Here is a 24772-nt window from a genome sequence, read left to right as displayed (position 1 = left end):
CCGGGGCTGCGCAAGCGATTAAGCCATGACCCGGTAAAATGTTTGTCCGGGTCAAGAACTAGGCATGCTTCCTGCGGGTCTGATGTGGCTGAGCGCGCAGTTCCCCGCGCCCCTTCGGGGGCGCTCCTCAGGAGCCGCTCGCCGAGAGTGCCCCCGGATGAGTCTGCTCCCGCACGGTCCGGTACTGCTGGCGCACCGCCTGGCCCACGGCGTGCTCCTCGCCCGGCTCGAAGACCTGCGCGGACGCCCCCTGCCAGTACGGCAGTTGGCCGTTCAGCGCCCAGGCCGCCTGGCGCGCCGCACCGATCGCCGCGTAGTCCGCGGGCTGCGGCACCACGACCTGCGTACCGAACAGCATCGGCGCCGCCGCCTGCACCGCCGGCAGCTCGGCCGCCGCGCCGAGCAGGAAGACCCGGCGCACCTCCACGCCCCGCGACCGCAGCACGTCCAGCGCGTCCCCGAGCCCGCACAGCATGCCCTCGAAGGCCGCCCGCGCCAGATGCTCCGGCCGCATCGACTCACGCCGGAGCCCGGTCAGGGTTCCCGCGGCGTGCGGCAGGTTCGGCGTCTTCTCGCCCTCCAGATACGGCAGGAGCACGAGCCCGTGCGCACCCGGCGTCGACTTCATGGCCAGCTCCGAGAGCCCCTCCAGATCGGGCACCCCCAGCATCTCGGCCGCGCCGCGCAGCACCCGCACGGCGTTCAGCGTGTGCACCACGGGCAGGTGCATGCCGGTGGCGTCCGCGAGCGAGGTGATCGTCCCGCTCGCGTCGACCAGGGCCTCGTGGTGCACGGCCATCACGGACCCCGAAGCGCCCAGCGAGACGACCGCGTCGCCCTGCTGGACCCCGAGCCCGAACGCCGCCGCCATCGTCTCGCCCGTACCCGCAGAGATCAGCAGTCCCTCTGGTGTCGTCCCCGCAGGCTCGGCGGGTCCGATCACCTCGGGCAGCATCGCCTGGTGGCCCAGCGCGAGCTCGACGAGATCGGGGCGGTACGTGCCCGTCGCCGCCGACCAGTAACCGGTACCGGAGGCCCCGCCCCGGTCGCTCGTGCGCCGCGCGGGCCGGCCGAGGAGCTGCCACACCAGCCAGTCGTGCGCCTGCATGAGAGAGGCGACGCGCCGCGCCGCCTCAGGTTCGTTCTTCGCAAGCCAGCGCAGCTTCGTCACCGGGTGTGCCGCCTGCGGGACGCATCCGACGGCCTGCGCCCAGGCCTCGCGGCTGCCGAGCCCGTCGATCAGGTCGGCGGCCGCGACCTGCGCCCGCCGGTCGTTGCCGACGAGCGCGGGCCGCACGGTGTTGCCGTGCTGGTCCAGGGGGACGACCGCGTTCTGCTGCGCGGAGACGCCGATGGCCTGTACGCCCTCGAGCAGCCCGCCGCCCGCTGCCTCACCGAGCGAGAGCAGCCAGGCCTGCGGATCCACGTCCGAAGGACGGCCGCCTCCGTCGGGGCCCTCCGTCGGATGCGGGGCATAGCCCTGCTTGAGTACGGCGCCCGTGTCCGCGTCACAGACCACGATGCGCGTGAAATCGGGCGAACTGTCCAACCCTGCGACTATCCCCATGCCTGGAATTCTGCCGCACCGCGCGACGTGACCCGTACCTCAGCTCCCAGGAGCCGCCACGGCTACGTATTACTGGTGCCCCAGTCGTCCTCAGCACTGCCCTGCCCGCGCTCGCGCAGCGACCGCACCCGGTCGGCCACCGAGTCCGGGACCCGGTCCCCGACCTTCTCGGAGACGGTGTGGAAGGCCTTGCCCGCCACGTCGCGCCCCTGCTGTGTCGCGGACTCCACGGTGTTGCGCACCGCCGGGTTCTGCGCGAACTGGCGGGCGGACTTCCTCAGCTTCTCGTAGCGCTCGCGGCCTGCCCGGGTACCGAGCACGTACCCGAGAGCCAGTCCCGCGACGAATGTGAGCCGGTAGCGCATGGCTGCCACCCTTCCCTTGCCTCGGCATCGATCGTCTGTTCGCTCATCTGTTGCCCTGTGCGGGCGGTGGGGATGCGGTGGGGATACCGATTGGCGGAGCACCCCCCTGCTTGCGCTAATGTATGTGTCGCAGCGACCGCCCGCCGCCTGGAGAGTTCCCAGGTAGCTGCGTTCGATGCAACGAGACGATCCCCTGTAGCTCAATTGGCAGAGCAGCCGGCTGTTAACCGGCAGGTTACTGGTTCGAGTCCAGTCGGGGGAGCTCGGTCTCCTGTAGCTCAATTGGCAGAGCAGCCGGCTGTTAACCGGCAGGTTACTGGTTCGAGTCCAGTCGGGAGAGCTTGTGAGAAGGGCCCTTGGGGTTGCCCCCAAGGGTCCTTTTTCATGCCTCGTGGAACCATCGGGGCAGCACTGCGGTCCTCATGGTCGAGCGATGCCGACCATCCGAAGCAGGAGATCGTATGAGCGGCTATGCTGCGGCAGACGGCGCGCACAAATGTGCGCGACGCGCCGTTAGGGGCGGTAGCTCAGCCGGTTAGAGCAGCGGACTCATAATCCGTCGGCCGTGGGTTCGAGTCCCACCCGCCCCACCGAAGCGCTGGGCCGCAGGAACGATTCCACCTGCGTCAGCAGCGCAAACCTCTCCCCGTCCTTCTCTGTGAAGTGACGTGCGGGTGAGCTTCAGCTCCGGAATCCGGGGCAGCAGGGGCTCATGAAGATATTGATCGTCCTGGTGGTCATCGGCCTGGCCGCGGCTTGGTACCTGCAGTCGCGGAAGCGGCGTTGAGCGCGCCCGCCGGATCCACGGCAGCCGCTCCGGTGGCCGTGCATCCGCCCACGGGTACCGGAGGCCGCCGGGTGACGGTTCGCGGGGCGATCCTCGGTCTCGCGCACTCCGATGCGGACGTGGTCGAGTTCCTGCGCGTCGCAGGGCTGCCGGACGCCGAGGAGCTCCTGGACGATCCCGCGTGGGTGAAGTGGCGCGGCGGGGTGGCGCACCACTACGAAGCGGCGTAGGCACGCCTGCGTAGGGCGGCCACCGGCTAGAGCGGTGCCTGCCAGGTGGCTGTCGTGCCCGTGCCGACGCCGTCCGTCGTGCCGTCGTCGTAGACCGTCAGGCGTACGCCCGTCCGGCCGTCCGGCAGTGTCGCTCTCGCGTCCACCGCCACCTCGATGCGCGTGACGTCGGGGCGGCGTGACGCGGCGGCCAGGGCGCGGCGCAGGGCAGCCAGGAGGTGGCCCGCCGTGGGCTCCGTGACGCGGGCGTCGACGGCTCCGGTGAAGTGCACCGAGGGCTGGACGCCGACCACCGCCGCCGCGCCCGCCGTCTCGCGCAGCACCCTGCCGCGGAACGTGGTCGGGGCGTCGGCCGGTGGCTGCTGGAGCGCGAAGATCGCCGTGCGGACCTCCTGGATGGTGGACTCCAGCTCGTCCACGGCTTGGTCCAGGGTCGACGCGACCGGGGGTGAGCTGTCCCTGCGCCGGGTCGACTCCAGCATCATTCCCGTCGCGAAGAGCCGCTGGACGACGAGGTCGTGCAGGTCACGGGCGATGCGGTCGCGGTCCTCGAACACCGCAAGGCGCTGCCTGCTCTGCTGGGCGTCTGCCAGGACGAGGGCCAGCGCGGCCTGTGAGGCGAACTGGGTGGCGAGCAGACGCTCCACGGAGGTGTACGCACGCTCGCCCCTGCGGCGGGGCAGCGCGAGCGTCCCGATGAGCCGTCCGCCCGCCTGCAGCGGCAGCATCATGCTGGGCCCGAAGTTGGTCCGTACGTGCGTGGTCATCCGGGGGTCGGTCGCGGAGTCCTCGATGAACACCGGCTCGCCGCCGAGCAGTTGCTCGAGGACCGCGCTGCCGGGCTCGATGGTCGTGCCGATGAGGTCGTTCTGGAGGGCGCTCGGGTGGGCGTCGGCGTCGCTCGGGGGCGTGATGCCGTCCTCCTCCGCCGTCGCTGCCGCGACGATCCGCATGCCGCCCTGGTCCGTGGGCTGCAGGATCACTCCCGCCGACGCGCTCGCCAGGATGCGGGCCTGCTCGGCGACCGTCATCAGCGCGTCGGCCGCCGGCTCGCCCGTCAGCAGGGCCGTGGTGACGGCGGCGGCGCCGTCGATCCACCGCTCCCGCTGCCTGGCCGTCTCGTACAGGCGGGCGTTGCCGATCGCGATGCCCGCCTGGCTCGCCAGGACGCGGAGCAGCTGCAGGTCCTCCTCGGTGAAGCGGCCAGCGCGCTTCTCGGTGAGGTAGAGATTGCCGAACGCCTCGTCGTGGACGTGCACCGGGACGCCCAGGAAGCTGTGCATCTCCGGGTGTTCCGGCGGTACGCCGCACGAGCGGGGGTCCGCCGTCAGGTCGTCAAGGAGGAGCGGCTTCGGCTCGCGGATCAGGGTGCCCAGAAGCCCCGAGTGGCCGTCGGGGAGGGGGCCGATGCGCTCGCGCTCGGCCGCGGTCAGGCCCGCCGTGAACAGGTCGGTCAGCTTGCCGTGGCCGGGGTCGATGACACCCAGCGCGCCGTACCGGGCGCCGGTGAGCTCGGTCGCGCTCTCCACGATGTGCTGGAGCGTGGTGTGCAGTTCGAGGTCCGAGCCGACGCCGAGGACCGCGTCCAGGAGAGGCACCAGGGAGAGGGGCAGGTCGTCGCCGTTCATCGCGCGGCGACCCACGCCTTCTCGACCGGGCCCATCACCACCGGGCCCATCACCACCGGGCCCATCGACGTGACCACCAGGTGCCCGTGCCGAGCCGGTCAGCCGGAGAGCGGGTTGAGGACCAGGGGCTGGATCTTGCCCTCCAGCATCGCCCCGAGCCCGAGCACGGCGCACACGTCCGGCCGTTCGGCGATCTGCACCGGCATCCCCGTCGCGTCCCGCAGCATCTGGTCAAGGCCCGGGAGCAGCGCGCTGCCGCCGACCATCATGATCCCGCGGTCGGCCAGGTCGGCCACCAGGTCGGGCGGGCAGTCCCGCAGCACCTTGCCGATGCCGTCGAGCACGGCGGTGAGCGGCGTGTGGATCGCCTCGCGGACGGCGGCGGTGTCCACGTGCACCGACCGGGCCAGGCCCGTGGCGACGTCACGGCCGTGGATCTCCGTCGACTCGGGACCCTGCGGAGTGAGGCCGTTGCCGCGCAGGGCCAGTTGCAGTGGGCGTACCGACTGGCTGGGGAGCATCAGCTCGTGGTGGTGGCGCAGGTGCTGGACGATTGCGTTGTCGATGGCCTCGCCGCCCACCGGGATGCGCTGGGCCGTCACGATCGACCCGAGGGACAGCACCGCGACCTGCGTGGTCGCGGCCCCGCACACCAGGATCATCGTCGCCTCCGGCTGCTCCACGGGCAGCCCGCAGCCGACCGCGGCCGCGATGAGCGTGTCCACCAGCTCGACCCTGCGCGCCCCGAGCCCGACCATCGTCTCGACGGCGGCGCGCTGGGCCAGCGGGTCCGCGTCGTGCGGTGTGCAGGCGGCCGCGCGCAGCCGGGGCTTGCGGCGCAGGGTGCGGCGGAGCTTCTCGCCCAGGAGGTGGCGCAGCATGCGCTGGGCCATCTCGATGTCGACGACGGTGCCGCCGGAGACCGGCCGCACGACCCGGATGTATCCCGGGGTGCGTCCCGTCATCTGCTCGGCGAACTGGCCGACCGCGATGAGCGCGCCCGTCCGTGTGTTCACGGCGGCGGCGCTGGGTTCGTCGACGACGAGGCCCGCGCCCTTCACGAACACCCGGGTCCTCGCGGCACCCAGGTCGACGGCGATGTGGCAGCGGCGCAACTGCTCCAGACTGACGGTCATGGCAGATCCTCCCGAGAGCGCGGACCGTACGGGCCGTCGGACGACGGTCCTGTCTCGCATCGTGCGGTGGCCGCGGGCGGCGCGCGCGCTGGGCTGAGCCGGGTGGGGTGCCGCCGCACGGGTGGTCTTGATCGCGTTGCGGGCGGCGCAGTTAGCATCCCGTGTGACGCATACGCCCCCGGAAGAAGACGAAGCCGACGGCTCCCGCATACCCGGAGCTGCCGGCGGCCCCCCGCTGTCCTCGCTACCGGTGGAGCCCCGGGGGCCCGTCGCGAAAAGGCGGATACTCGCGGATCTGACGCCTTTGCGTATGTCCGTCGACTACCGCCGGCTCTGGGCCGGCAACACGATCTCCTGGATCGGCCAAGCGATGACCGCGCTCGCGGTCTCCCTCCAGGTCTACGACATCACGCACTCCAGCTTCTCGGTCGGCCTGGTGGGACTCTTCTCGCTGGTCCCGCTCGTCGTGTTCGGCCTGTACGGGGGCGCCATCGCGGACACCGTGGACCGGCGCAAGCTCGGCCTCTACTCGTCGCTCGGCTCGTGCGGGCTCTCCGTCGCGCTGGCCGCGGGGGCGTTCGCGGGCTTCCACCACGTGTGGTTCCTGTACTCCGTGGTCGCGCTGCAGGCGGTCTGCGGGGCGCTGAACTCTCCTGCGCGGTCCTCGATGATCCCGCGGCTCCTGCCGCCGGAGCAGTTGCCCGCGGCCAACGCGCTGTCGTCGATCACGACGACCGGGGGCACGATGCTCGGCCCCATGCTGGGCGGCCTCATCGTCGGCCTGTGGGGATATCAGGCCGCGTACACGGTGGACGCGGTCGCCTTCAGCGCTTCCCTGTACGCGATGTGGCGGCTGCCGGCGATGCGGCCGGAGGGCGCGGAGGACGGGGTGCGCCGGAAGCGGGCCTCGGTCCTCGACGGCCTGCGGTTCCTCGCCACCCGGCCGAACCTGCGGATGACCTTCTTCACGGACATGTGCGCGATGGTGTTCGCGCACCCGCGGGCGCTGTTCCCCGCGGTGGCGGTGGTGTGGTTCGGGGGCGACGCGAAGACGGTGGGTCTCCTTGTCGCGGCGCCCGCGGTCGGAGCGCTGCTCGGCGCGGTGTTCTCCGGCTGGCTGGGGCGGATCCGGCGGCACGGTCTTGCGATTCTGCTCGCGGTGGCCGGATGGGGCACGGCGATCGCCGTCTTCGGCCTCACCCGGAACCTGTGGCTGGGGCTGTTCTTCCTCGCGCTGGCGGGCTGCGCAGACACCATCTCGATGGTGTTCCGCAGCACGATGCTCCAGGCGGCCGTGCCGGACGAGATGCGGGGCCGGCTACAGGGCGTCTTCATCGTGGTGGTGGCGGGCGGGCCGCGCCTCGGGGACTTCATCGCGGGGTCGGTGGGGGATCTGGCGTCGCCGGGCATCGCGGTGGTGGGCGGCGGCATCGCGTGTGTCGTCGCCGTGGGGCTGCTGGCTCTGCGGTGGCGGGGATTCGCCCGGTACGACGCGGGGGCGCCACGGGCGTAGCGGTGCGGGAACTCACCGGTCGTGGAGCAGGCCGACGAGGCGGGACAGATCGTTCTCGGTCGTACGCACTCCGGCGGCGGCTAGGCGCTCGCGGGCCGTGCGGTCCGGTGCGTACCCGATGAACGCGATGCGCAGGCTCCGGGCGGCGGCCGCCTCCTCCGGTGAGGAGCCGACCATGACGCAGCGGTCCGCCGGGGTGCCCAGTTGCTCCAGCGCGCGGCGCGGGCAGTCGGGATCGGGCATGAGGAGGGTGAGGTCCTGGGTGCGGCCGTGGATCCCGGCGTCGGGGAGGTGGAGCCCCTTGGCGCCCAGCCAGGCCGCCACGGCGAGCGGCGAGGTGTCGGTGACGAGGGCCAGGCGGAGGGGCTCGTCGGGCCGGGCCAGGGTGTGCAGGAGCTTCGCGACGTGGGGCGACGGCTTCGCGGTTAGGGCGGCCTGCATCTCAATCTCTTCCAGGCGCCCGTGCAGCTCCTGGGAGAGAGTGCGGCGCCGGGCGAAGGCGCGGAGCACGTCCACGGGGTGGACGCGGTCGGCCGTGCCGCCGGCCAGGTGATGCTCGGGCAGGAGAGGCGTACCGGCCAGTGCCTCCTCGGGGTCACGCCGCTCGGCGATCAGGGCGGTGAGGGCGCGGGCCGCGTGGCGCGCCGACTGTGCCGTGTAGAGCTGGGCGAGGGTTCCGTCGAAGCCGAGGAGCACGGCTTCGACGGCGGCGGGCATCGGGGCGTTGGGCGGCTCGGTGGTGACCTCGCAGTACCAGTCGTCGGACTGCGGGACCGGATCGAACCGGCGGGGCAGCCGGCCCGAGCGGTTGAGGCGCTGGTGCAGGTCGTTGGAGACGATCACGACGGCGCGCCTGCTGTCGCGTCCGAGCAGATGACGGAGGCCGGAGGGGAACGTGGGCGCCGAGACCGTCGGGTCCGGCTCGTGGGTGAGGGTGATCCCGAGCCCGAGTACGGGGAAGACGTCCAGCGCGGACGGGAGTTCGTTGACCGTCGTGGTCAGCACGTGCAGGACGTGCACCTCGGGGGCCACCGTCACGTCCCAGCCGTGTGGGCGGGGGCGCATCGCGAACTGATCGGGGGTGATGCCGCCCCGGATGAGGAGGTGGGAGATCTCCCGGCCCAGGTTCTGCCGGATGTCCTCCTCCCGTCCCGCCGGGCGGGCCAGGTACTCGAAGGTGACGGTGGTCGGTGGGGCGACCCGCTGGTCGTCCGCGGTCTCACGGCGGACGCCGAGATCGTCCAGCTGGTCGCTGGGGAGTTCCTCGTTCGGAGTGAGCACCTCGTCGTCGGTGCCGTCGCTGTGCGGGAACTCGCGGAGCAGCGCGTCGAGTTCGGCCTGCTCCCGCTCCAGCTCCTGCTCCTCCTCGCTCGCGCCGAGCTCCCGGTTCAGCTCCTGCTGCGTGTGGCGCAGGGACTGTCGGAGGCGGGTGATCTCGGCGCGGGTGGCGCGGGCCGCCGGGCCGGGGACGCCTTCCAGCGGGTTGCCGCGCCACAGGGCCAGGGCGGAACGGACCAGCTCGCGCGCCCGGACGGCGTCCCCCGCGAAACGGGCGTCGCGGGCGTCGTCGTGGAGCCGCTGGAAGCGGAACAGGTCGACCGCGTCGGGGCCGGTCGGAAGGGCCAGGGAGTAGGTACCGCTCCCCGTCACCACGGAGTCGGGGCCCAGCGCGTTGCGGAGGCGGGAGGCGTAGGTGCCGAGGAGCCGGGGTGCGTCGGCGGGCCTGTCGCCCCCGCCCCACATGCCGTGGATCAGCTCGTCGAGAGGCACGTCCCGACCACGCCCGAGCAGCAGCATGCAGAGCATCGCCTGCTCCCGGGCGGTACCGGTGGCGAGGGGCCGGCCGCCGCGGGCGACGCGAAGAGGGCCGAGCAGGGAGTACGTGCGCTCGTACGACGCGGGCGTGGAGAGCCGCGTGAGCCGCTGGAGGCCCTGGCTCCGGCGCTCCGGGGCGATGGAGTCGAGGTCCGCGACGGCCCAGAGGAGCGTCTCGCCGAGGCCACCGGGCTCACCGAGGCCACCGGGCCCACCGAAGCCACCAGGATCACCGATACCAGCGGGTTCACCGAGGCCTGGCCGCAAACGCGGGCTCACCATGCCGATCCCCTCCGCCAGTTCAGAGGGCGTAGCCGCGTCAGCCGCATCCGTGGCCGGCGGTCTGGGGAGGCCCGTTCCGGGGGCCTCACCGGTCCCGGCGTACATCTGGCGCACGAGGCGGCCGAGGGCGGTGAGGTCGGCTCGGCCGCTCTCCTCGCCGTAGGGGATGAGCGTGAAGCCGCAGAGCACGGCGCCCCCTTGCGGCGGGAGCCGGACGAAGGCGGGGGAGAGGGCGCCATGGGTCATGCCCGCGGTGTGCAGGGCGGAGACCGCGCGGGCCAGGGGCGGGACCAGGTCGAGGAGGAGGTGGGCGGGCAGGCCGCCGGGGTGGTCCGCCAGGAGTTCTGCGAGGTTGCGTCCCTCGATGAAGTCCATGACCACGTACGGGACTTCACCGTTCGCGTAGTCCCGTACGGCCGCCACCTGCGCGTGGCGGAACCGGGACAGCTGCCGCGCCGCCCGCGTGAAGTCGCCGCGGAGCCACTGCGGTGCCTGCGGGTAGCGTTGCACCACCACGGGCTCACCGCCCCGGCGCACATCCTCCGCGAGCCACACCTTGCCGCTCTGCCCGATCCGCCGCACCATCCGGTAGCGGTCGCCGAGAAGTCCTGCCTCCCGGCCCCCGCCGAGCTGCCGCACACTGTCCGGGGTGACCGTCGCGAAGGGTTCGCCCAGCGGTGTCTCCGGTCCCGTGCCCCCGCCGGGCGAAGACGCCACCGCCCGCAGCTCCCCGGGTGCCGTGCCCGCCCGCTCGTCGATCAGCCCGCCGACCCGGGCGAGCAGCTCCCGCGTGCGTCCCCGTGCGGTGCGGGGGAGCGTACGGAGCAGCAAGTCACGTACTCCGGAACGGAATTCGTACGATCCGGCGCTCCCGCCCGAAGCCAGCATGCCACTGAGGATCACTTCCGCCAGGTGTTGCGGACGCGGGCGCTCCTCCACCGCGGCCTGGACGAGCCGCATCACCGGCAACTGGGCCTCGCCCACCGCGAGGTGACCCGCGAGGCGGAAAGCCTCGGGGGTGGCGGTGGAGCGGAAGCGGAGCACGAGGTCCTCGGCGGAGAGTCGTGTGACGTCCTCGGCAGGCGCCTCGACACCCGGAGGTGCCGGAGCCGGGCCCAGCCAGCCCACCGCCCCCGGCAGTCGCGCCCCGCCCGCGTCCGCCACCAGCGCCGCCCAGTTGGCGAGCCACGACCCGGCGGGTTCGAGGACCGGGACCGGCAACGCCCCGGCGGGCGGCGGGGCCTCCGCGGCGGCGTACGGAGCGAAGGAGAGCGCGGCGGTCGGTGCCGCGGGGAACGGGGCCGAGAGCGAGCCCGGAGCCGTGGGCAGCGCCGTGGTGCGCCAGAGGCGTTCCGGGAGCGGCTGGATCACGGCCATCGGCTGGTGCGCGGCCCAGCGGTACAGCGTGCGGTACCAGCGGGTGCCCGCGGCGCCCTCGCGCCACTGCGGGCCCATGCAGTCGCTGATCACCAGGGTGACCGTGCGGCCCGACGCGGGGGCGTGCGCCGCCTGGGGCGGGACCGTGCCGTCCGGCTCCGCACGGTGCAGCTCCACCGTGCGGAAGATGCCGGACTGGGCGAGCGCCGTGTGGAGTTCGTGGACCAGGGGGCGCCAGATCGGCATGGTGGGGCCCGCGTCGTACACCAGGCACAGGCGCAGCCAGCGTTCCTCGGCGGGGCGCAGGACCGGCAGCCAGCTTCGCGGGTGGCCGCCCAGGCGGGCGATGCGGTGGGCCGTGGCCTCCTCGTCGATGACCTGGCCCACCGGGGAGGGGACGCGGCGCTTCAAGGGACGCAGGGCGCGCTGCAGGGTGAGGGGGTGCGTCACCATCGGGGGGACGGGGGCCCGGACCGGGGTGTGGTGGGCTGCCGCTCCTTCCGCCGCCGATGCGTCGCCGTCGGGCCGCGCGGGCAGCAGCAGCGGCACCCGGTCGTCCGGCGCGGGCGCAGGGGCCGGCGCGGGGGCAGGCGTGGGGGCGGGGCTGGGGTCCGCCGGGTGCGGGGACGGCGACGGGCTCACCGGCGATGGCGTGGGCTCCGGCGGCGCCGCGTCGGCGGAGGCTTCCTGCCGCGGCTCGGCGCCGTCCATCTGCCCCGCGAGCCAGAGGAGTTCGGCCAGCTCGGTCGACGTGGGGCGTGACCCGTCCGCCGCCTCCGCGAGGAGATCGGCGAGACGTGCGACGGGGCCCCGGTGCCGGGGCGCGTCAGAGTGCATCGGGGCCCGGGTCCGCGGACTGCGTCAGGTACGGCATCAGCTGCCGCGCGAGCTCGTCGCGCGACCCCGCGTCGACCCCAGCCGCACCGGTCAGGTAGATCGCGTTCAGAAGCTGGTCCGTGGCGAGTTCACCGCCGGAGCCGCGCTCCAGGAAGCGGGCGATGAGCGTGCGGGCGTAGGCGTCGGGCTCGCCGAGGTGGGCCCGGACGATCTCCTCCAGGTGCTCGTCACGGGGCTGGCGCAGGCGCAGCGTGACGCAGCGGCGCAGGAACGCGGGCGGGAACTCGCGCTCCCCGTTGCTGGTGAGGACGACGAAGGGGAAGGCCCGGCAGCGCACGCGGCCGCGCTCGACGGTCACCGGGTCGTCCGAGCCGTCGGCCAGGAGGGCCGCCTGCGGGGTGTGCTTGGCGATCCGTACCAGCTCGGGGATCTCGTACTGCCCCTCCTCCAGGATGTTCAGGAGGTCGTTGGGCAGGTCCAGGTCGCTCTTGTCGATCTCGTCGATGAGGAGGGCACGCGGGCGTTCGTAGGGGAGGAGCGCCGTGCCGAGCGGGCCGAGTCGGAGGTGGTCCTCGACGCCCGCACCGTCCCGCGACGCCCTGGACCGCGGGGCGCGCCCCGCCGCGTACAGCCGCGACAGCGGGTCGTACTGGTAGAGGCCGTCGTGCAGGGCGCTGCGGCTCGTGATGTTCCAGCGCAGCACCGGACCGAGGCCCAACTCCCGTGCCACGGCGTACGCGAGGCTCGACTTGCCGCTGCCCGGAGGGCCCGTCACCAGGAGCGGGCGCCGCAAGTACAGGGCCGCGTTGACCAGTTGGACGCAGATCTCCGTGGCCCGGTAGGTGTGGGCCCGGTGTGCGCGGTCCGGGGAGGTCGCCGAGCCGTCGTCCGTGGGCGTGCCGAGGACCGGGCCGCCGTCGAAGGCGCGCCAGGGCGGCGGCGGAGGCAGCCGGGTGATCCCGTCGTGGGGCTCGTTCGTGCCGGTGTAGACGGGCCACAGGGACATGATCGGGGTTCTCCGTATTCCGTATTTCTACGTCGGGCTCAGGATGCGAGGCGTACGGCGGGCTCAGGCGACGGGGGAGTGGCGGTGGGCGGCGGGTGCGTCGGGGAAGCAGCGCGGGTCGTCCCAGAGGAGCTGCACGTCCCTCGCCCAGTGGGTGTCCGGCTCGTCCGACGCCTCCGCGGCCTCCCGCAACGTGAGGATGGCGCGCGGGAGTTCGGCGGGCGGGCGCCCCTCGATGTGGGCGGCGATGCGGTCCAGGAAATCGGCGCCCGGACAGGTCGTGTCGTCGCGGTGGCCGGGGTCCTCGCAGCCCGTGCGCGGCCACAGGATGACCGGCACCGGCACGGTGAGCGACACGTCGAAGTGCGTCACGTCGGCGTCGGGGCCGACGCGTCCGGCACGTGGCGGCGCGGCGAACCCGGCCAGGTCCGCGCCGTCGCGCCGCAGCCTGAACCGCAGTTTGTTCGGTTTCTCCTCGGTGCCGCACTCCACGCGGTGCAGGACGGTCGCCGGGCTGTCGTCCAGGTGCTCCCACTTGCGGGCGAGCCGGTGCCGCAGACCGCCCTTGCGCCGTGACCGGTCGGTCACGACCAGGGGGTACGAGCAGCCGAGCGGGGTCGGGTCGTCGGCCCCGCACTCCCATCGGGCCACCGGCCAGTTGAGCAGCGCGCGGGGCAGCACGAAGGCCAGCAACTCATCCGTGCCGGGGGTGAGATGGGAGAAGGCATCGTCGACGCGCTCCTGGACGTACGCGCGCACCTGCCCCGCGGGCAGGGTGTGCGAGCTCACGGGGTGGCGCAGCCCCTCGCGGTAGGCGGACACCTCGACCAGGAGCTGGTCGTCGCCCGCGCCGCTGTGGTCGATCTCGACGAGGATGGGGGACCAGGCGGGCGGCTCCGCCGGCTCTCCCGGCTCCCCCGGGACAGGGGCAGGGGCCGCGGGCGCTTCGAGCAGGCCCGCGAGGCGGTCGGCGAGGCGCGTGACGGCGTCCGGGTCCTCGACCTCCCAGAGGATGTACCAGGCCGCCGACCACAGTGAACCGAAGCCCTCCGGCGGTACGGGTGGCCCGAGCGGGCCCACCGCGTCGCGGTAGAGACGCTCCGGGTCACGCGCGACTCCGGTGTCCGCCGCCCGGTCCACCAGGGCGCGCAGCCGTTCCTTCGCGGGGCGCTGATGGCCGGGGGTGGGCACCAGGTCGCCGAGCGGGGGCCAGTAGCGCGCCATGACGGAGGTGGGCAGCATCCGTCCGTTGCGTACGCCGCTGGACGCGCGGGCGGCGGCCGACACCATGCCCACCACCTGGTTGCTGTCCGCGAGGGTCACCGCCGCGCCGCTGAACCCCGGTGCCAGGGGCTGCCCGTGGGCGCTCCACGCCTCCAGCTGGACCCACTCGTCGGCGATCCGCTGGGCGGCGGTGGCGCGGTACTCGGCGAGGGTGCCCTCGCGGTAACCCTTGGGGAATCCGTACACGAGGAGCCGGGGGCGGGGTTCGGCGTAGGCGTCGTCGGGTGCCGCGAACTCGGCGGGCCGTACCGGCACCGCGTGCGCGAGCTCCAGGACGGCGAGGTCTCCCAGGTCGCCGCCGTGCCCGTCCCAGCCGCCGTGCGCCTCGACGACGGCGCTCACGACACCGAGATCCTCGCGGTGCGGGAAGGAGACGGTGAGGGGCGCGCCACTGCCGCGGACCACGTGCGCACAGGTCAGCACATGCCGCTGGGACACGAGGAACCCCGCCCCGACCTCGCTCCCGCACACGATGCGGGCATGCCACGATGCGCTGCTCATGGGGCGGGGGTGGCCTCCGGCGGGGTCGTGGCGGCGGGCCCGTCCGGCGTCCAGGCGAGGCGCACCACCAGGTGGCCCTCCGTCGTGCCCTTCACGATCACCGCGCCCGCCTCCGCCGACATCCGTACGCCGAACTCGATCTCCACCGAGTCCGGGCGCAGGCTGCCGTCACGGAACACCCGCAGTGCGGACTCCGCGGCCGCGCGGGCTCCGGCGAGCGACTCCTCGAAGGTGCGGACCGCGCGGGAGGGGCCTTCGCCGCGCGAGATGAGGTGGGAGCCGTGCGTGTCCTCCACGTCGGCCATGACGACCCGCGTGCCGTCGTCGGTGGTGAACTCCACCAGATCGTCCATCAATGCCCCCGTCGCACCCTGCCGCGCCTGCCAACCGCATTGTTACGGATGGTCGTTGCGGCTGTCACCCGTGTCCCGGGCAACGGACGCGTACGGGTGAGGCTGGCGGGAAGGTGCCCTGGCGGCTTCCCGCCAGCACCCGTCAACACCCCCGCAACACAAGCCCCCCGACACTTTTCGCAGCACCCGGGAACCACCCCCGCCCGGGTCCGACGAAGAGAGGGCTCCCATGACCCGATCACCCGCGTGGCGAAGAGCCGGGCTGCTGCCTGCCGTCGGCCTCGCGTTCGCGCTGCTGCCGGCCGGGCAGGCCGCCACCGCGGCTCCTTCCGGCGTGCCGCACGGGCAGGCCACCCCTGCCGGCTCCGCCGCGCGCGCCGCCCACACGGTCACCCTGGTGACCGGCGACAAGGTCACCGTCACGGAACTCGGCGGCGGCAAGAGGACCGTCACCGTCGACCGGCCCGCCGGGGCCACCGGAGCCGTGCGGAGCGAGATCGCGGGGGACCGCATCACCGTCGTACCGGACGAGGCGCGGCCCTACCTGAGCGCGGGCACCCTCGACGAGCGGCTCTTCGACGTGACGGAGCTGATACGCCAGGGGCTCGGGGACGAGAAGGGCGGCGCGCTGCCGCTCATCGTCACGTACGACAAGAACGCCCGCCGTGACGCGGGACCGGCGACGCCCCGTGGCGCCGACAAGGTGCGCTCGCTGCCCAGCGTGGGCGGCCTGGCGGTGAGGGCGGCCGAGCCGGGGACCTTCTGGCGGGAAGTCGCCCCGGACGCCGCTCCGGATTCCGGCAAGTCGGCGCGTACGAAGGCGGGTTCGGGCGGGGGCCTCGCGAACGGCATCGACAAGATCTGGCTCGACGGCCGGGTCGAGGCCGACATGGCGCAGAGCAACGAGCAGATCGGCACCCCCAAGGCCTGGGAGGCCGGGCTCACCGGCAAGGGCGTGAAGGTGGCCGTCCTCGACACGGGTGTGGATGCCGGTCACCCCGGTCTCAAGGACCGGGTGGACGCCACCAAGAGCTTCATCCCGGGCGAGGAGGTCGCCGACCGCAACGGCCACGGCACCCATGTGGCCTCGACCGTCGGCGGCAGCGGTGCCGAGTCCGAGGCCGACAAGGAGAAGGGCGTGGCACCGGGTGCCGCGCTCTCCGTCGGCAAGGTGCTCAGTGACGAGGGCTCCGGCAGCGAGTCGCAGATCATCGCGGGCATGGAGTGGGCGGCCAAGGATGTCGGCGCCAAGGTCGTCTCGATGAGCCTCGGTTCGCAGGAGGCGAGCGACGGCACCGACCCGATGGCCGCCGCGGTCAACAGCCTCTCCAAGGAGACCGGCGCCCTCTTCGTCATCGCCGCGGGCAACACCGGTGCCCCCTCCTCGATCGGCTCGCCCGGCGCGGCGGACTCCGCGCTGACCGTCGGCGCCGTCGACTCCGCCGACCAGGCCGCCTACTTCACCAGCCAGGGCCCGCGCGCCGGCGACAACGCCCTCAAGCCGGATCTGTCCGCGCCGGGCGTCGACATCCTCGCCGCCCGCTCCCAACTCACCGAAGGTGAGGGCTACTACACCGAGATGAGCGGTACGTCGATGGCGACGCCGCACATCGCGGGCGTGGCCGCCCTGCTCGCCGAGAAGCACCCGGACTGGAGCGGGGCCCGCCTCAAGGACGCCCTGATGTCGACGTCCACGCGACTGGACGCGTCGGCGTACGAGCTGGGCTCCGGGCGGGTCAGCGTGCCCGACGCGATCGACGCGCGGGTCACCGCGACCGGGAGGGCCGACCTCGGCTTCTACTCCTGGCCGTACGAGGACAACAAGCCCGTCGCGAAAACGGTGACGTACACCAACTCGTCCGACGCGGCAGTGGACTTGACCCTGGTCGCCGAGGGCGCGGCCGAGGGGGTCGCCACCCTCGCCGACGAGACGCTCACCGTCCCCGCGCACGGCACCGCGTCGACCACGGTGACCGGCGACGGCGCGAAGGCGCCTGTCGGCAACACCAGTGGCCGCATCGTCGCGAGCGCCGCCGGGAAGCCCGTCGCGCACACCGCGTTCGGCCTGGTCAAGGAGGAGGAGCGGTACACGCTCACCGTCCACGTCAAGGACCGTGACGGCGCCGCGACCGGAGCCGGCCTCGTCTACCAGCGGCTCGCGGAACAGGTCGACCCCGTCCAGGCGGAGGTCGGTGCGTCCGGCACGCTGGAGCTGCGCCTGAAGCCCGGCACGTACTCCCTCTCCTCCTTCCTCGACGTGCGCGGCAGCAACGGCAAGGACTCCCTGGGCCTCGGCTTTCTCGCCGCGCCCGAGATCGTCCTCGACAAGGACCGGGAAGTCACTCTGGACGGACGCCAGTTGCGCGAGATCGGCGTGGACGTCGGCAAGCGGACGGAGACCCGCCAGCTCCTGATGGAGTACGACCGCCGCGCGAACGGCGCCGCTCTGCAGGGCGCGGTCCAGGTGCCGGTCAAGTACGACAGCATCTTCGCGGCGCCCACCGCCAAGGTGGCCGACGGCAGCTTCGAGTACCGCACCGTCTGGCGCCTCGGCAAGCCGTCCCTGGACGTCAAGGGCCTCGGCGAGGTGGTCGCCCAGCCCGGCGGCACGGTGGGCGACGGCCGGAGCAGGCTGCGGATCGTGGATGTGGGCGGCGGCACGGCGGCCGAGTACGCGGGCAAGGACGTCAAGGGCAAGGCCGTGATCGTGCGGCGCGACCCCGGATCGGACGCGACGCCCGAGCAGTTGGGCCAGGCGGCCCAGGACGCGGGCGTGAAGGCGCTGTTCGTGACCGACGACGCGCCGGGCAGGCTCAACGCCTGGTTCGGCACGGACGACAACGCGGACCGGCCGCTGCGGATCGGCACGGTCGACGCCGCCGATGGCGCGTGGCTACGGGCGGCGGCGAAGGCGGGCCGGACCGTGGAGACGACGGCGACCTCCCGCACGCCCTACGTCTACGACGTCTCGGAGGGCCACAAGGGTGCGGTGCCCCGCGACCTGACGTACGAGCCCTCGAAGCGTGAACTGGCGGTCCTGGACACGAAGTTCCACGCGGTGAAGCCCGTGGCGGGCGGCGAGTTCCGCTACTCCCTGACCGACACCTTCGACGTCGGGATCGGCTTCCAGGAGAAGATCGACTATCCGGTGGAGCGGACGGACTACGCGTCCACGGGAGCCGGTCAGCTGTGGCACGAGTCGGTGTCGGTCGGTCCTGGCGCCCTGGAGGAGCGGAGCGGCCTGGTCACCTACCGGGGCGGCAAGCGCGGCGAGCTGAACTGGTTCAAGCCCGTGTGGCACCCGTGGCTGGGCACGGGCCTCGGCTGGGGCCAGCAGCGGAGGGGGAACGACCTGGAGTTCAACGTCCCCGGGTGGGGCGACTCGGGGCCCGACCACACGGGGTTCGGCGACGTGTGGAACGACGAGTCGATGACGCAGTTCACCGAGGTCCACGCGGACGGGAAGCTGGTCGACCGGCGCCGGAGTTCGGCGGCGTACGCGTGGGACGCGAGCCCGGAGCCGACGACGTACAAGGTCGTGACGGACACGACGCTCGACCCGGGGCGGTGGCGGCTCGCCACGAAGGGCCACTCCGAGTGGACCTTCACGTCGAAGGAGACGGCGAGTGACCGGAAGACCTTCCTGCCGCTCCTGAACCTCGGGTTCGACGTGGACACGGATCTGGCGGGTGACGTACGGGGTGGCCGGAGCGTGCCGGTCGGGATCTTCTCCGAGTACGTAAAGGGTGCGCCGGACACCGGGACCATCGGCGGCGGCAAGCTGGAGGTGTCGTACGACGACGGGAAGAGCTGGACCGGGGTGAAGCTGGACCGGGACGGTGCGAAGGCGGCCTGGGACGGGAAGCTGAAGGTGCCCGGTTCCGCCGAGTTCATCTCGCTGCGGGCCTCGGCGAAGGACGACCGGGGCGGTTCCGTCACACAGGAGATCGTGCGGGCTGTCGGGGTGAAGTAGCGGACGGCCGAACGCGGCGACGCCGCCTCCCCTGGGACGGGGGAGGCGGCGTCGCTGTGAGTACCCCTGGGTGACGTCAGACCAGCCAGCCGAGGAAGTGGGCGATACCGGCGACGACGTCAGTGATGATGTTCATGGTGGTGCTTCTCCTTGTGGGACTTTCAGGACGTTCCAACTCCCGGACCCCGTATGGGACATGGACCGGGAGCGCTGTAACTACGGTCTGCAGCCCGTCGCTTGCGCACCGTAATCATCGTCAATCACAGAGGCCACATGCAATCCCTGGCGTGACGATCACCTGTTCCAGGGAACAACTGCTCCCCTGTTCGCATTTTCGAGATGCGGAGGGTGTGGACGGGCGCGACGATGGCCTCATGGAGGCCGCCGAGACGTTTCCCGTGCACCGCGTGTACGACCCGCCCGGAGGGGCGGACGGCGTGCGCGTGCTGGTCGACCGGCTGTGGCCGCGCGGCGTCTCCAAGGAGCGGGCCGCCGTCGACGAGTGGCTCAAGGAGGTCACGCCCTCCAATGGGCTGCGAACCTGGTTCCACGAACACCGCGACCAGTACGAGGAGTTCGGCCGCCGCTACCGCGCCGAGCTGACGGGCCCCGAGCAGCAGGACGCCCTCCAGCACCTGCGGGAACTGGCCGCCACCGGGACGGTCACCTTGGTCACCGCCGTGAAGGACGTGGAGCACGGTCATCTGCCCATGCTGCGGGCCGAGTTGCTGAAGGGCGGGGGCTGAGACGCGCGCGGCGGGTCGGCCCGGCCGCGTGCAGGGGGTGAACGGCGCGTATGTCGACGGCAGGTGCACCCGCGCGCCGGATACTTGACGTGTCTGGGAGGCTACTCTGGGTGACTCCAGCGGCCGCGTCGGGAGCGGTTCGCACGGTGGAGGGGATCTCAACATGATGCGACGATGCATGGCCGTGACTCTGGGGGCGCTCATGGCTGCAGCGACCCTGACGGTGGCGGTGCCGGGATCGGCGTACGCGGCGGAAGGTGTCCTGATCGTCAACGGCAACGAACATGTGGATCCGAGCGGTTGCTACGGGGTGGACTGGTTCCCGTCCTCGGTCACCAATCACACCGATGCCATCGCCGAGGTCCACGCCGGGCCCGGCTGCACCGGCCCGGTCGAATGGCTCGTCTATCCGGGCGAGACCTACTACACGGAGACGGCGCAGAGCGTCTTCATCCTCTGACTCCGGCCGGGAGCCGAGGGCGGACCGGATTGTCGGGGGCACGTCGACAAGTTGTTAGCCTGCGGGGCGGATCATCGAACCCAGGAGGCACAGTGTCACCCGACCGCCCCACGATCGCCCTGGTCACCAGCAGGCCTCAGCTGGAGACCGGTCTCGACCGTGACCTCCCCGAGCTGGCACGCTCGCTCGGCGCGGCGGACGCCGATGTCGCCACCGTCTCCTGGGACGACCCGGAGGTCGACTGGGAGCGGTTCGACCTCGTCGTCATCCGGTCGGCCTGGGACTACAGCGAGCGCCTCGCCGAGTTCGTCGCCTGGGCGGGGCGGGTCGCGCAGCTCACCGTCCTGGCCAACCCGGCCTCCGTGGTGCGGTGGAACAGCGACAAGCGGTACCTCGCGGAGCTCGCGGCGGCCGGGGTGTCCGTCGTACCGACCCGCTACCTGGCGCCCGGCGACCCCCTGGAGATACCCGACGACGGCGAGTTCGTCGTCAAGCCCACCGCCGGGGCGGGCGCGCGCTACGCCGCCCGGTACGAGAAGGGCGAGTACGAGGCCGCCGTACGGCACATCGAGCGGATGCACGGCGAGGGTCTGACCGCGATGGTGCAGCCCTATGTGCCGGGCATCGACGAGACCGGCGAACGCGCGCTCGTCTACGTCGGCGGGCGGTTCCTGCACGCCGTACAGAAGGGCGCGGTGCTCGCGGCGGGCGTTGCGTACGACGACGAGAAGATGCCGCACCCCGACCTGCGCCCGTGGCAGCCGACCCCCGGCGAACTGGGCGTTGCCGCACGGGCGTTGGCCGCGGTGCCGGGCTCGCCCGAGCTGCTGTACGCGCGCGTCGACCTCGTCGACGACGCGGACGGCGCGCCCTGCGTCATGGAGCTCGAACTCGTCGAGCCGAACCTTTTCCTCTTCCTGCACGAGGACTCGCTGCCCGCGGTCACCGAGGAGATCCTCACCGCTGCCGGGTAAGCCGGGTACGCCGAGTAATGAGGTGGACGTGGCGTCAGAGGCGTGCATACGCTGCCGCCATGTCCAGTCCCGAGTCCGACAGACTCCAGCCACCGGCCGGCATGACCGGTGGCTCTCTCTCACGTCACCGGACCCATCGCCGCAGCGCGGACTGACCTTCCCCCTTTTCTCCCTGGCGCGGCAGCCGCACGGCTGAGCCGCCGCCTTGTCGACCCCCGACGTGGGTGCGGAGTCTTCTCATGCCCTTTGCCCTCTACATGCTCGGACTTGCCGTCTTCGCGCAAGGCACATCCGAGTTCATGCTCTCCGGTCTCGGCCCCGACATCGCCGCCGACCTCGACGTGTCCCTCTCCACCGCCGGAACCCTGACCTCGGCCTTCGCCGTGGGGATGGTCATCGGTGCGCCCGTGATGGCCGTCCTCGGCCGCCGCAGGCCGCCGAGGACCACGCTGCTCGCGTTCCTCGTCACCTTCCTGCTCGCGCATGTCGTCGGCGCGCTGACCACCAACTTCGCCGTGCTGCTCGCGACCCGCGTCGTCGGCGCGCTCGCCAACGCCGGGTTCCTCGCGGTGGCCCTGGTCGCCGCCGTCGGCATGGTCGAGCCGAACGCCAAGGGGCGGGCCACGTCGGTCCTGCTCGGCGGCGTCACCCTCGCCTGTGTCGCGGGGGTGCCGGGCGGCGCGCTGCTCGGCCAGTTCTGGGGGTGGCGGTCCGCGTTCTGGGCGGTGGCCCTCGTCTCGGTGCCCGCCGTCCTCGCGATCCTGCGGTCCGTGCCCGCCGGCGCTCCCGCCACCGCCAAGGCCGACGCGCGCGGGGAACTGCGGACGCTGCGCGAGCCGCGCCTCGTGGTGACGCTGCTGCTCGGGGCGCTGGTGAACGGCGCGACCTTCTGCACGTTCACCTATCTCTCGCCGGTGATCACGAACGTCACCGGCTTCTCCGAGAGCTGGGTGCCCGCGCTCCTCGCGCTCTTCGGCGTGGGGTCGTTCGTCGGGGTCACGGTCTCGGGGCGCTTCGCTGACGCGCGGCCCCTTCCGTTCCTCCTCACGGGCGCGGTGGCGCTGCTCGCCGGGTGGGTGCTCTTCGCGCTGACCGCCCAGAACTCCGTGGCGGCGGTCGTGCTCGTCCTCGTCCAGGGCGCGCTGTCCTTCGGTGTCGGCTCGGCGCTGATCACCCAGGCGCTGTACGCGGCGACCGGCGCCCCCACGCTCTCCGGCGGCTTCGCCACGGCCGCGCTGAACGTGGGGGCCGCGGTCGGCCCCGTGGGCGGCGGCATCGCCCTCTCCGCGGGACTCGGCCACCGCTCGCCGCTGTGGGTCAGCGCGCTGCTCGTGGCGCTCGCGCTCGCGGTGGGGGCGGTGGCGCTCCTCCGCAAGAGGGGTCAGGGGCCGTCCGGGAACGACAACCGCTGGAGCAGCCCCCAGGTGAACTCCGCGACGCAGCGCCGCGGCTGACCTGCGCCGTCCGGCGCGGTGAAGGCGAGCCGCCAGCGCGTGGGCGCCGTGCCCTCCATCGGGCGGGCCGGGGGAAACGCGCGGGCGGCCTCGTCGACCGTGCACGACCAGGGCGTGAGGTCGTCCAGGGTCCGGAGCGCGGGGCCCGGGGCGCCGGGCGCCCGGATCAGCCACTCGTTCCACACCGCGCCGTTCGGGGCGCGAAGCACCTCGAAGCGCAGGCCGGGCCAGAGCGGCACCGGCCACAACAGGGCCTCGCACTCCAGGTCGCCGATCCGGCGGGTCACCGTGGCTTCGGGCGGGCCGAGGACCGAGCGGTAGCGGGCGGCGGCGCCTCGCGAGCGGGGCGAGCGGGACATCGCCTGCCAGCGGCGGTTGGCCTCGCGCATGTCCGCGATGGAGGCGCCGAGCTCGTGGCGGGCAGCCTCCACCAGGTCCGGGTGGTGGTCGGCCATGCGGCGCAACAGGACCAGCTGGAAGTCGAGCGGGGTGAACGCGGAGCTAGCGGACATGGGCTCCATGGTCGCGCACCGTCGCGGCTCCCGGGCGGCGCCCGTCGGGAAGGAAGAGGACGGAGTTGACGTACCGGGGCCTGCGGGGCGTGAGCACCCTGCGAAGGAGGCCCTGCGACACGACGTACGACGTGTCGTTCTGGTGCGCCTCCAGGTCGAAGTCGGCGAGCGGCAGCCACGTGTGGTGCGGCAGGACCCAGCCCCGGTAGCCGTGGTGCCGGGTGAGCAGGTCGACGATCGGCTTGATCGGCTGGATGCGGGACTCCAGCTCGATGAAGAGGGCGGGCCGGTCCCGGGTCAGCAGATCGTGGGCGCCGTGCAGGACCGGGAGTTCGTTGCCGTCCACGTCGATCTTGATGAAGTCGACGTCGCGCAGGCCGAGCCCGTCCAGGGTGAGGCAGGGCACCTCGACCGCCTTGGCGTGGATGTCCCTGCGGATGAGCGATGAGACCCCGCGGTCCCCGCGGTCGCCCTGCGGCAGCCAGAGCCGTGCCGTGCCGGGGCGGTCGGTGGCCGCGGCCTGGATCACCCGGACGTTGCCGGGCGTCGAGGTCTCCAGAAGCCTGGCCAGATGCGGCACGGGCTCCACCGTCACCACGCGGCGCGCACGCGAGGCCAGGCGGCGCGACCAGGGGCCGTACCAGCCGCCGACGTCCACCGCCGTGCCGCAGCCGCGCGGGCAGAGGTCGGCGAGACGGGCCAGCTCCGGTTCGAAGCGGGGGTAGACGAGCCGGGCCAGGGAGGCGATGAGCCGGGCGGGGAGGTGCGGGGCGAGGCGGGCGGCCACGGTCTTGTGCGGCTTGGTGACGGACCTGTCGGGCCCCGTCACGGGGAGATCCGCTTCAGGAGCTGCTCGTGCTCGTCCTCCGATATCTGCTCTCCCGACGAGGGCAGGAGCTGCGGTATGCCGTCGATGATCGGGTAACGGCGGCGCAGCCTCGGGTTGTAGAGGACCTCATCCGGTACGAGGGGTTCCGCGGGCTCCAGAAGGTGCAGCGGGCCCTTGTCCAGCGGACAGGCGAGGATCTTCAGAAGCGGATCTTCGGGGTTCATCAGGTGGTCAACTCCTTGGTCGGGGGCGTTGGTTGAGGCGGTGGCGCGTCATGCTTGGGCATGGCGAGGAGCACGGAGACCGCGAGCGCGGTGCCCGCGATCCGCAGGGCGAGCCGCAGTGGTTCGTCGGGCAGCGGCTCGCCGAACGCCAGCGTGCCGAGTACCGCGGTGAACAGCGCGGTAACCGTCGTGCACACGGGGACGATGAGCGAGGCCCGGCAGCGCTGCAGCGCTGCCTGGGACATGATCAGGCCGAACGCGCCGGTGAACATCAGGAGATACGGGTACGGGGAGGCGAGCAGGTCGAGCAGCGCCGAGCCGAGTTCCTGCGTGGTCAGGTAGCTGGACACGCCCTTGATGGCCAGCGAGCTGACCCCGTAGAGGAGCCCGACTGCCACCCCGTACTCGACCCCCGTCGTCGGCAGCCGGTGCCGGTGCTTCGCGCGGCGCTCGGCCGATCCGTACAGCAGGACCCCCGCCGCGAGCGACGGCAGACAGACCGTGAGGACCAGCGCCACGGGCGCGCCGTGGCTCACGGTGTCCGCCTCCTCGTCCAGCGAGAGGACGACCATGAGCAGCGCGGCGAGGATGGCCCCGACGGCGTACCGCTCGCGCCCCGACGTCTGCTCGCCGAGCAGCACGGAGGAGAGCAGCAGCAGGAGCACGAGCCCGGAGACGAAGATGCCCTGCGCGGCGGCGATCGGCAGCGTCCGGTAGACGGCGAGTTGCGCGCCGAACCCGGCGGCGAGCGCGAGCGATCCGCCGATCCACAGCGGACTGGACACGACCTGCCTGAGCAGCCGCGCCGGTTTGCGCACGCTGACGGACGGCATGGCGGTCAGGGCCCGTTTCTCCAGGACGAACCCGGTGCTGTAGAGGACGTTCGCGAGGAGGGCGGCGGCAACACCCCACCACATGG

At 72.7% G+C, this 24772-nt stretch carries 19 protein-coding genes and 3 tRNA genes; 10 read left to right on the top strand and 12 right to left on the bottom strand.

Annotated elements, in window-relative coordinates; translation table 11 throughout:
* Nucleotides 1–127: 127 nt before the first annotated feature.
* Together ACZ5U5_RS08445 and ACZ5U5_RS08440 are read right to left on the bottom strand one after the other, a co-directional pair.
* On the bottom strand, nucleotides 128–1567 hold the full coding sequence (locus tag ACZ5U5_RS08445; protein ID WP_469018054.1) for a xylulokinase: 1440 nt from the start codon (nucleotides 1565–1567) through the stop codon (nucleotides 128–130).
* A gap of 62 nt (nucleotides 1568–1629) precedes the next feature.
* Nucleotides 1630–1932: a YtxH domain-containing protein gene (locus ACZ5U5_RS08440; RefSeq protein WP_469018051.1), complete on the bottom strand. Its 303-nt coding sequence runs from the start codon at nucleotides 1930–1932 to the stop codon at nucleotides 1630–1632.
* Between the two features lie 189 nt (nucleotides 1933–2121).
* Between ACZ5U5_RS08440 and ACZ5U5_RS08435 the strand changes: the two genes are divergently transcribed.
* The 4 genes from ACZ5U5_RS08435 (at nucleotide 2122) to ACZ5U5_RS08420 (ending at nucleotide 2949) form a co-directional block, all read left to right on the top strand.
* Nucleotides 2122–2194, top strand: a tRNA-Asn gene (locus ACZ5U5_RS08435).
* Nucleotides 2195–2199: 5 nt separating this feature from the next.
* Nucleotides 2200–2272 (top strand) — tRNA-Asn (locus ACZ5U5_RS08430).
* Between the two features lie 176 nt (nucleotides 2273–2448).
* Nucleotides 2449–2522 (top strand) — tRNA-Ile (locus ACZ5U5_RS08425).
* A 229-nt stretch (nucleotides 2523–2751) separates the two neighbouring features.
* Nucleotides 2752–2949, top strand: a complete 198-nt coding sequence (locus ACZ5U5_RS08420; RefSeq protein WP_469019371.1) for a hypothetical protein — start codon at nucleotides 2752–2754, stop codon at nucleotides 2947–2949.
* A gap of 26 nt (nucleotides 2950–2975) precedes the next feature.
* Here the strand turns inward: ACZ5U5_RS08420 and ACZ5U5_RS08415 are convergent, their stop codons facing one another.
* Together ACZ5U5_RS08415 and mreB are read right to left on the bottom strand one after the other, a co-directional pair.
* Entirely contained in the window at nucleotides 2976–4577 is a 1602-nt protein-coding gene (locus ACZ5U5_RS08415; protein ID WP_469018048.1) for a GAF domain-containing protein, read from the bottom strand.
* Nucleotides 4578–4675: 98 nt separating this feature from the next.
* A complete protein-coding gene (mreB, locus tag ACZ5U5_RS08410; RefSeq protein WP_451203393.1) occupies nucleotides 4676–5713 on the bottom strand; it encodes a rod shape-determining protein in 1038 nt (345 codons plus the stop codon).
* A gap of 250 nt (nucleotides 5714–5963) precedes the next feature.
* Between mreB and ACZ5U5_RS08405 the strand changes: the two genes are divergently transcribed.
* Nucleotides 5964–7226, top strand: a complete 1263-nt coding sequence (locus ACZ5U5_RS08405) for an MFS transporter (RefSeq protein ID WP_469019369.1) — start codon at nucleotides 5964–5966, stop codon at nucleotides 7224–7226.
* A gap of 12 nt (nucleotides 7227–7238) precedes the next feature.
* Here ACZ5U5_RS08405 and ACZ5U5_RS08400 read toward each other — a convergent pair whose 3' ends face one another.
* From ACZ5U5_RS08400 to ACZ5U5_RS08385, 4 genes are all read right to left on the bottom strand, one after another.
* Nucleotides 7239–11537, bottom strand: a complete 4299-nt coding sequence (locus ACZ5U5_RS08400) for an SAV_2336 N-terminal domain-related protein (protein ID WP_469018045.1) — start codon at nucleotides 11535–11537, stop codon at nucleotides 7239–7241.
* Nucleotides 11527–12543 carry an AAA family ATPase gene (locus ACZ5U5_RS08395; protein WP_469018042.1) on the bottom strand — a complete coding sequence of 339 codons (1017 nt, stop codon included), beginning with the start codon at nucleotides 12541–12543 and terminating at the stop codon, nucleotides 11527–11529. The genes ACZ5U5_RS08400 and ACZ5U5_RS08395 overlap by 11 nt, the downstream gene beginning before the upstream one ends.
* A 63-nt stretch (nucleotides 12544–12606) precedes the next feature.
* The gene (locus ACZ5U5_RS08390; RefSeq protein WP_469018040.1) at nucleotides 12607–14328 is read right to left on the bottom strand and encodes a VMAP-C domain-containing protein; all 1722 of its coding nucleotides are present in this window, start codon (nucleotides 14326–14328) and stop codon (nucleotides 12607–12609) included.
* Nucleotides 14325–14681, bottom strand: a complete 357-nt coding sequence (locus tag ACZ5U5_RS08385) for a CU044_2847 family protein (protein ID WP_469018037.1) — start codon at nucleotides 14679–14681, stop codon at nucleotides 14325–14327. Before ACZ5U5_RS08385 ends, ACZ5U5_RS08390 begins: the two co-directional genes overlap by 4 nt.
* Before the next feature lie 229 nt (nucleotides 14682–14910).
* On the opposite strand from ACZ5U5_RS08385, the gene ACZ5U5_RS08380 reads away from it, so the two are divergent.
* From ACZ5U5_RS08380 to ACZ5U5_RS08360, 5 genes are all read left to right on the top strand, one after another.
* Nucleotides 14911–18654: a S8 family serine peptidase gene (locus ACZ5U5_RS08380; protein WP_469018035.1), complete on the top strand. Its 3744-nt coding sequence runs from the start codon at nucleotides 14911–14913 to the stop codon at nucleotides 18652–18654.
* A gap of 374 nt (nucleotides 18655–19028) precedes the next feature.
* Nucleotides 19029–19400 carry a DUF488 domain-containing protein gene (locus ACZ5U5_RS08375; RefSeq protein ID WP_469018033.1) on the top strand — a complete coding sequence of 124 codons (372 nt, stop codon included), beginning with the start codon at nucleotides 19029–19031 and terminating at the stop codon, nucleotides 19398–19400.
* 202 nt (nucleotides 19401–19602) lie between these two features.
* The gene (locus ACZ5U5_RS08370; RefSeq protein ID WP_469018030.1) at nucleotides 19603–19860 is read left to right on the top strand and encodes a hypothetical protein; all 258 of its coding nucleotides are present in this window, start codon (nucleotides 19603–19605) and stop codon (nucleotides 19858–19860) included.
* Nucleotides 19861–19952: 92 nt separating this feature from the next.
* Entirely contained in the window at nucleotides 19953–20834 is an 882-nt protein-coding gene (locus tag ACZ5U5_RS08365) for an ATP-grasp domain-containing protein (RefSeq protein ID WP_469018027.1), read from the top strand.
* A gap of 239 nt (nucleotides 20835–21073) precedes the next feature.
* Nucleotides 21074–22288, top strand: a complete 1215-nt coding sequence (locus ACZ5U5_RS08360; RefSeq protein WP_469018024.1) for a Cmx/CmrA family chloramphenicol efflux MFS transporter — start codon at nucleotides 21074–21076, stop codon at nucleotides 22286–22288.
* Here ACZ5U5_RS08360 and ACZ5U5_RS08355 read toward each other — a convergent pair.
* The 4 genes from ACZ5U5_RS08355 to ACZ5U5_RS08340 are packed head-to-tail and all read right to left on the bottom strand — an operon-like array spanning nucleotide 22216 to nucleotide 24770.
* The gene (locus ACZ5U5_RS08355) at nucleotides 22216–22800 is read right to left on the bottom strand and encodes a hypothetical protein (protein WP_469018022.1); all 585 of its coding nucleotides are present in this window, start codon (nucleotides 22798–22800) and stop codon (nucleotides 22216–22218) included. The two genes, ACZ5U5_RS08360 and ACZ5U5_RS08355, sit on opposite strands and share 73 nt — an antisense overlap.
* The gene (locus ACZ5U5_RS08350) at nucleotides 22790–23629 is read right to left on the bottom strand and encodes an FkbM family methyltransferase (RefSeq protein WP_469018020.1); all 840 of its coding nucleotides are present in this window, start codon (nucleotides 23627–23629) and stop codon (nucleotides 22790–22792) included. The genes ACZ5U5_RS08355 and ACZ5U5_RS08350 overlap by 11 nt, the downstream gene beginning before the upstream one ends.
* Nucleotides 23626–23853 (bottom strand): Trm112 family protein, encoded by a 228-nt coding sequence (locus ACZ5U5_RS08345; RefSeq protein ID WP_363208541.1) that lies wholly within the window; start codon nucleotides 23851–23853, stop codon nucleotides 23626–23628. The genes ACZ5U5_RS08350 and ACZ5U5_RS08345 overlap by 4 nt, the downstream gene beginning before the upstream one ends.
* On the bottom strand, nucleotides 23853–24770 hold the full coding sequence (locus ACZ5U5_RS08340) for a hypothetical protein (RefSeq protein ID WP_469018017.1): 918 nt from the start codon (nucleotides 24768–24770) through the stop codon (nucleotides 23853–23855). The genes ACZ5U5_RS08345 and ACZ5U5_RS08340 overlap by 1 nt, the downstream gene beginning before the upstream one ends.
* Nucleotides 24771–24772 lie beyond the last annotated feature (2 nt).

It is taken from the genome of Streptomyces sp. NPDC033177 (assembly GCF_055577715.1).
The sequence above is the reverse complement of the archived record's forward strand: the minus strand, read 5'-3'. Positions and strand labels throughout refer to the sequence as shown.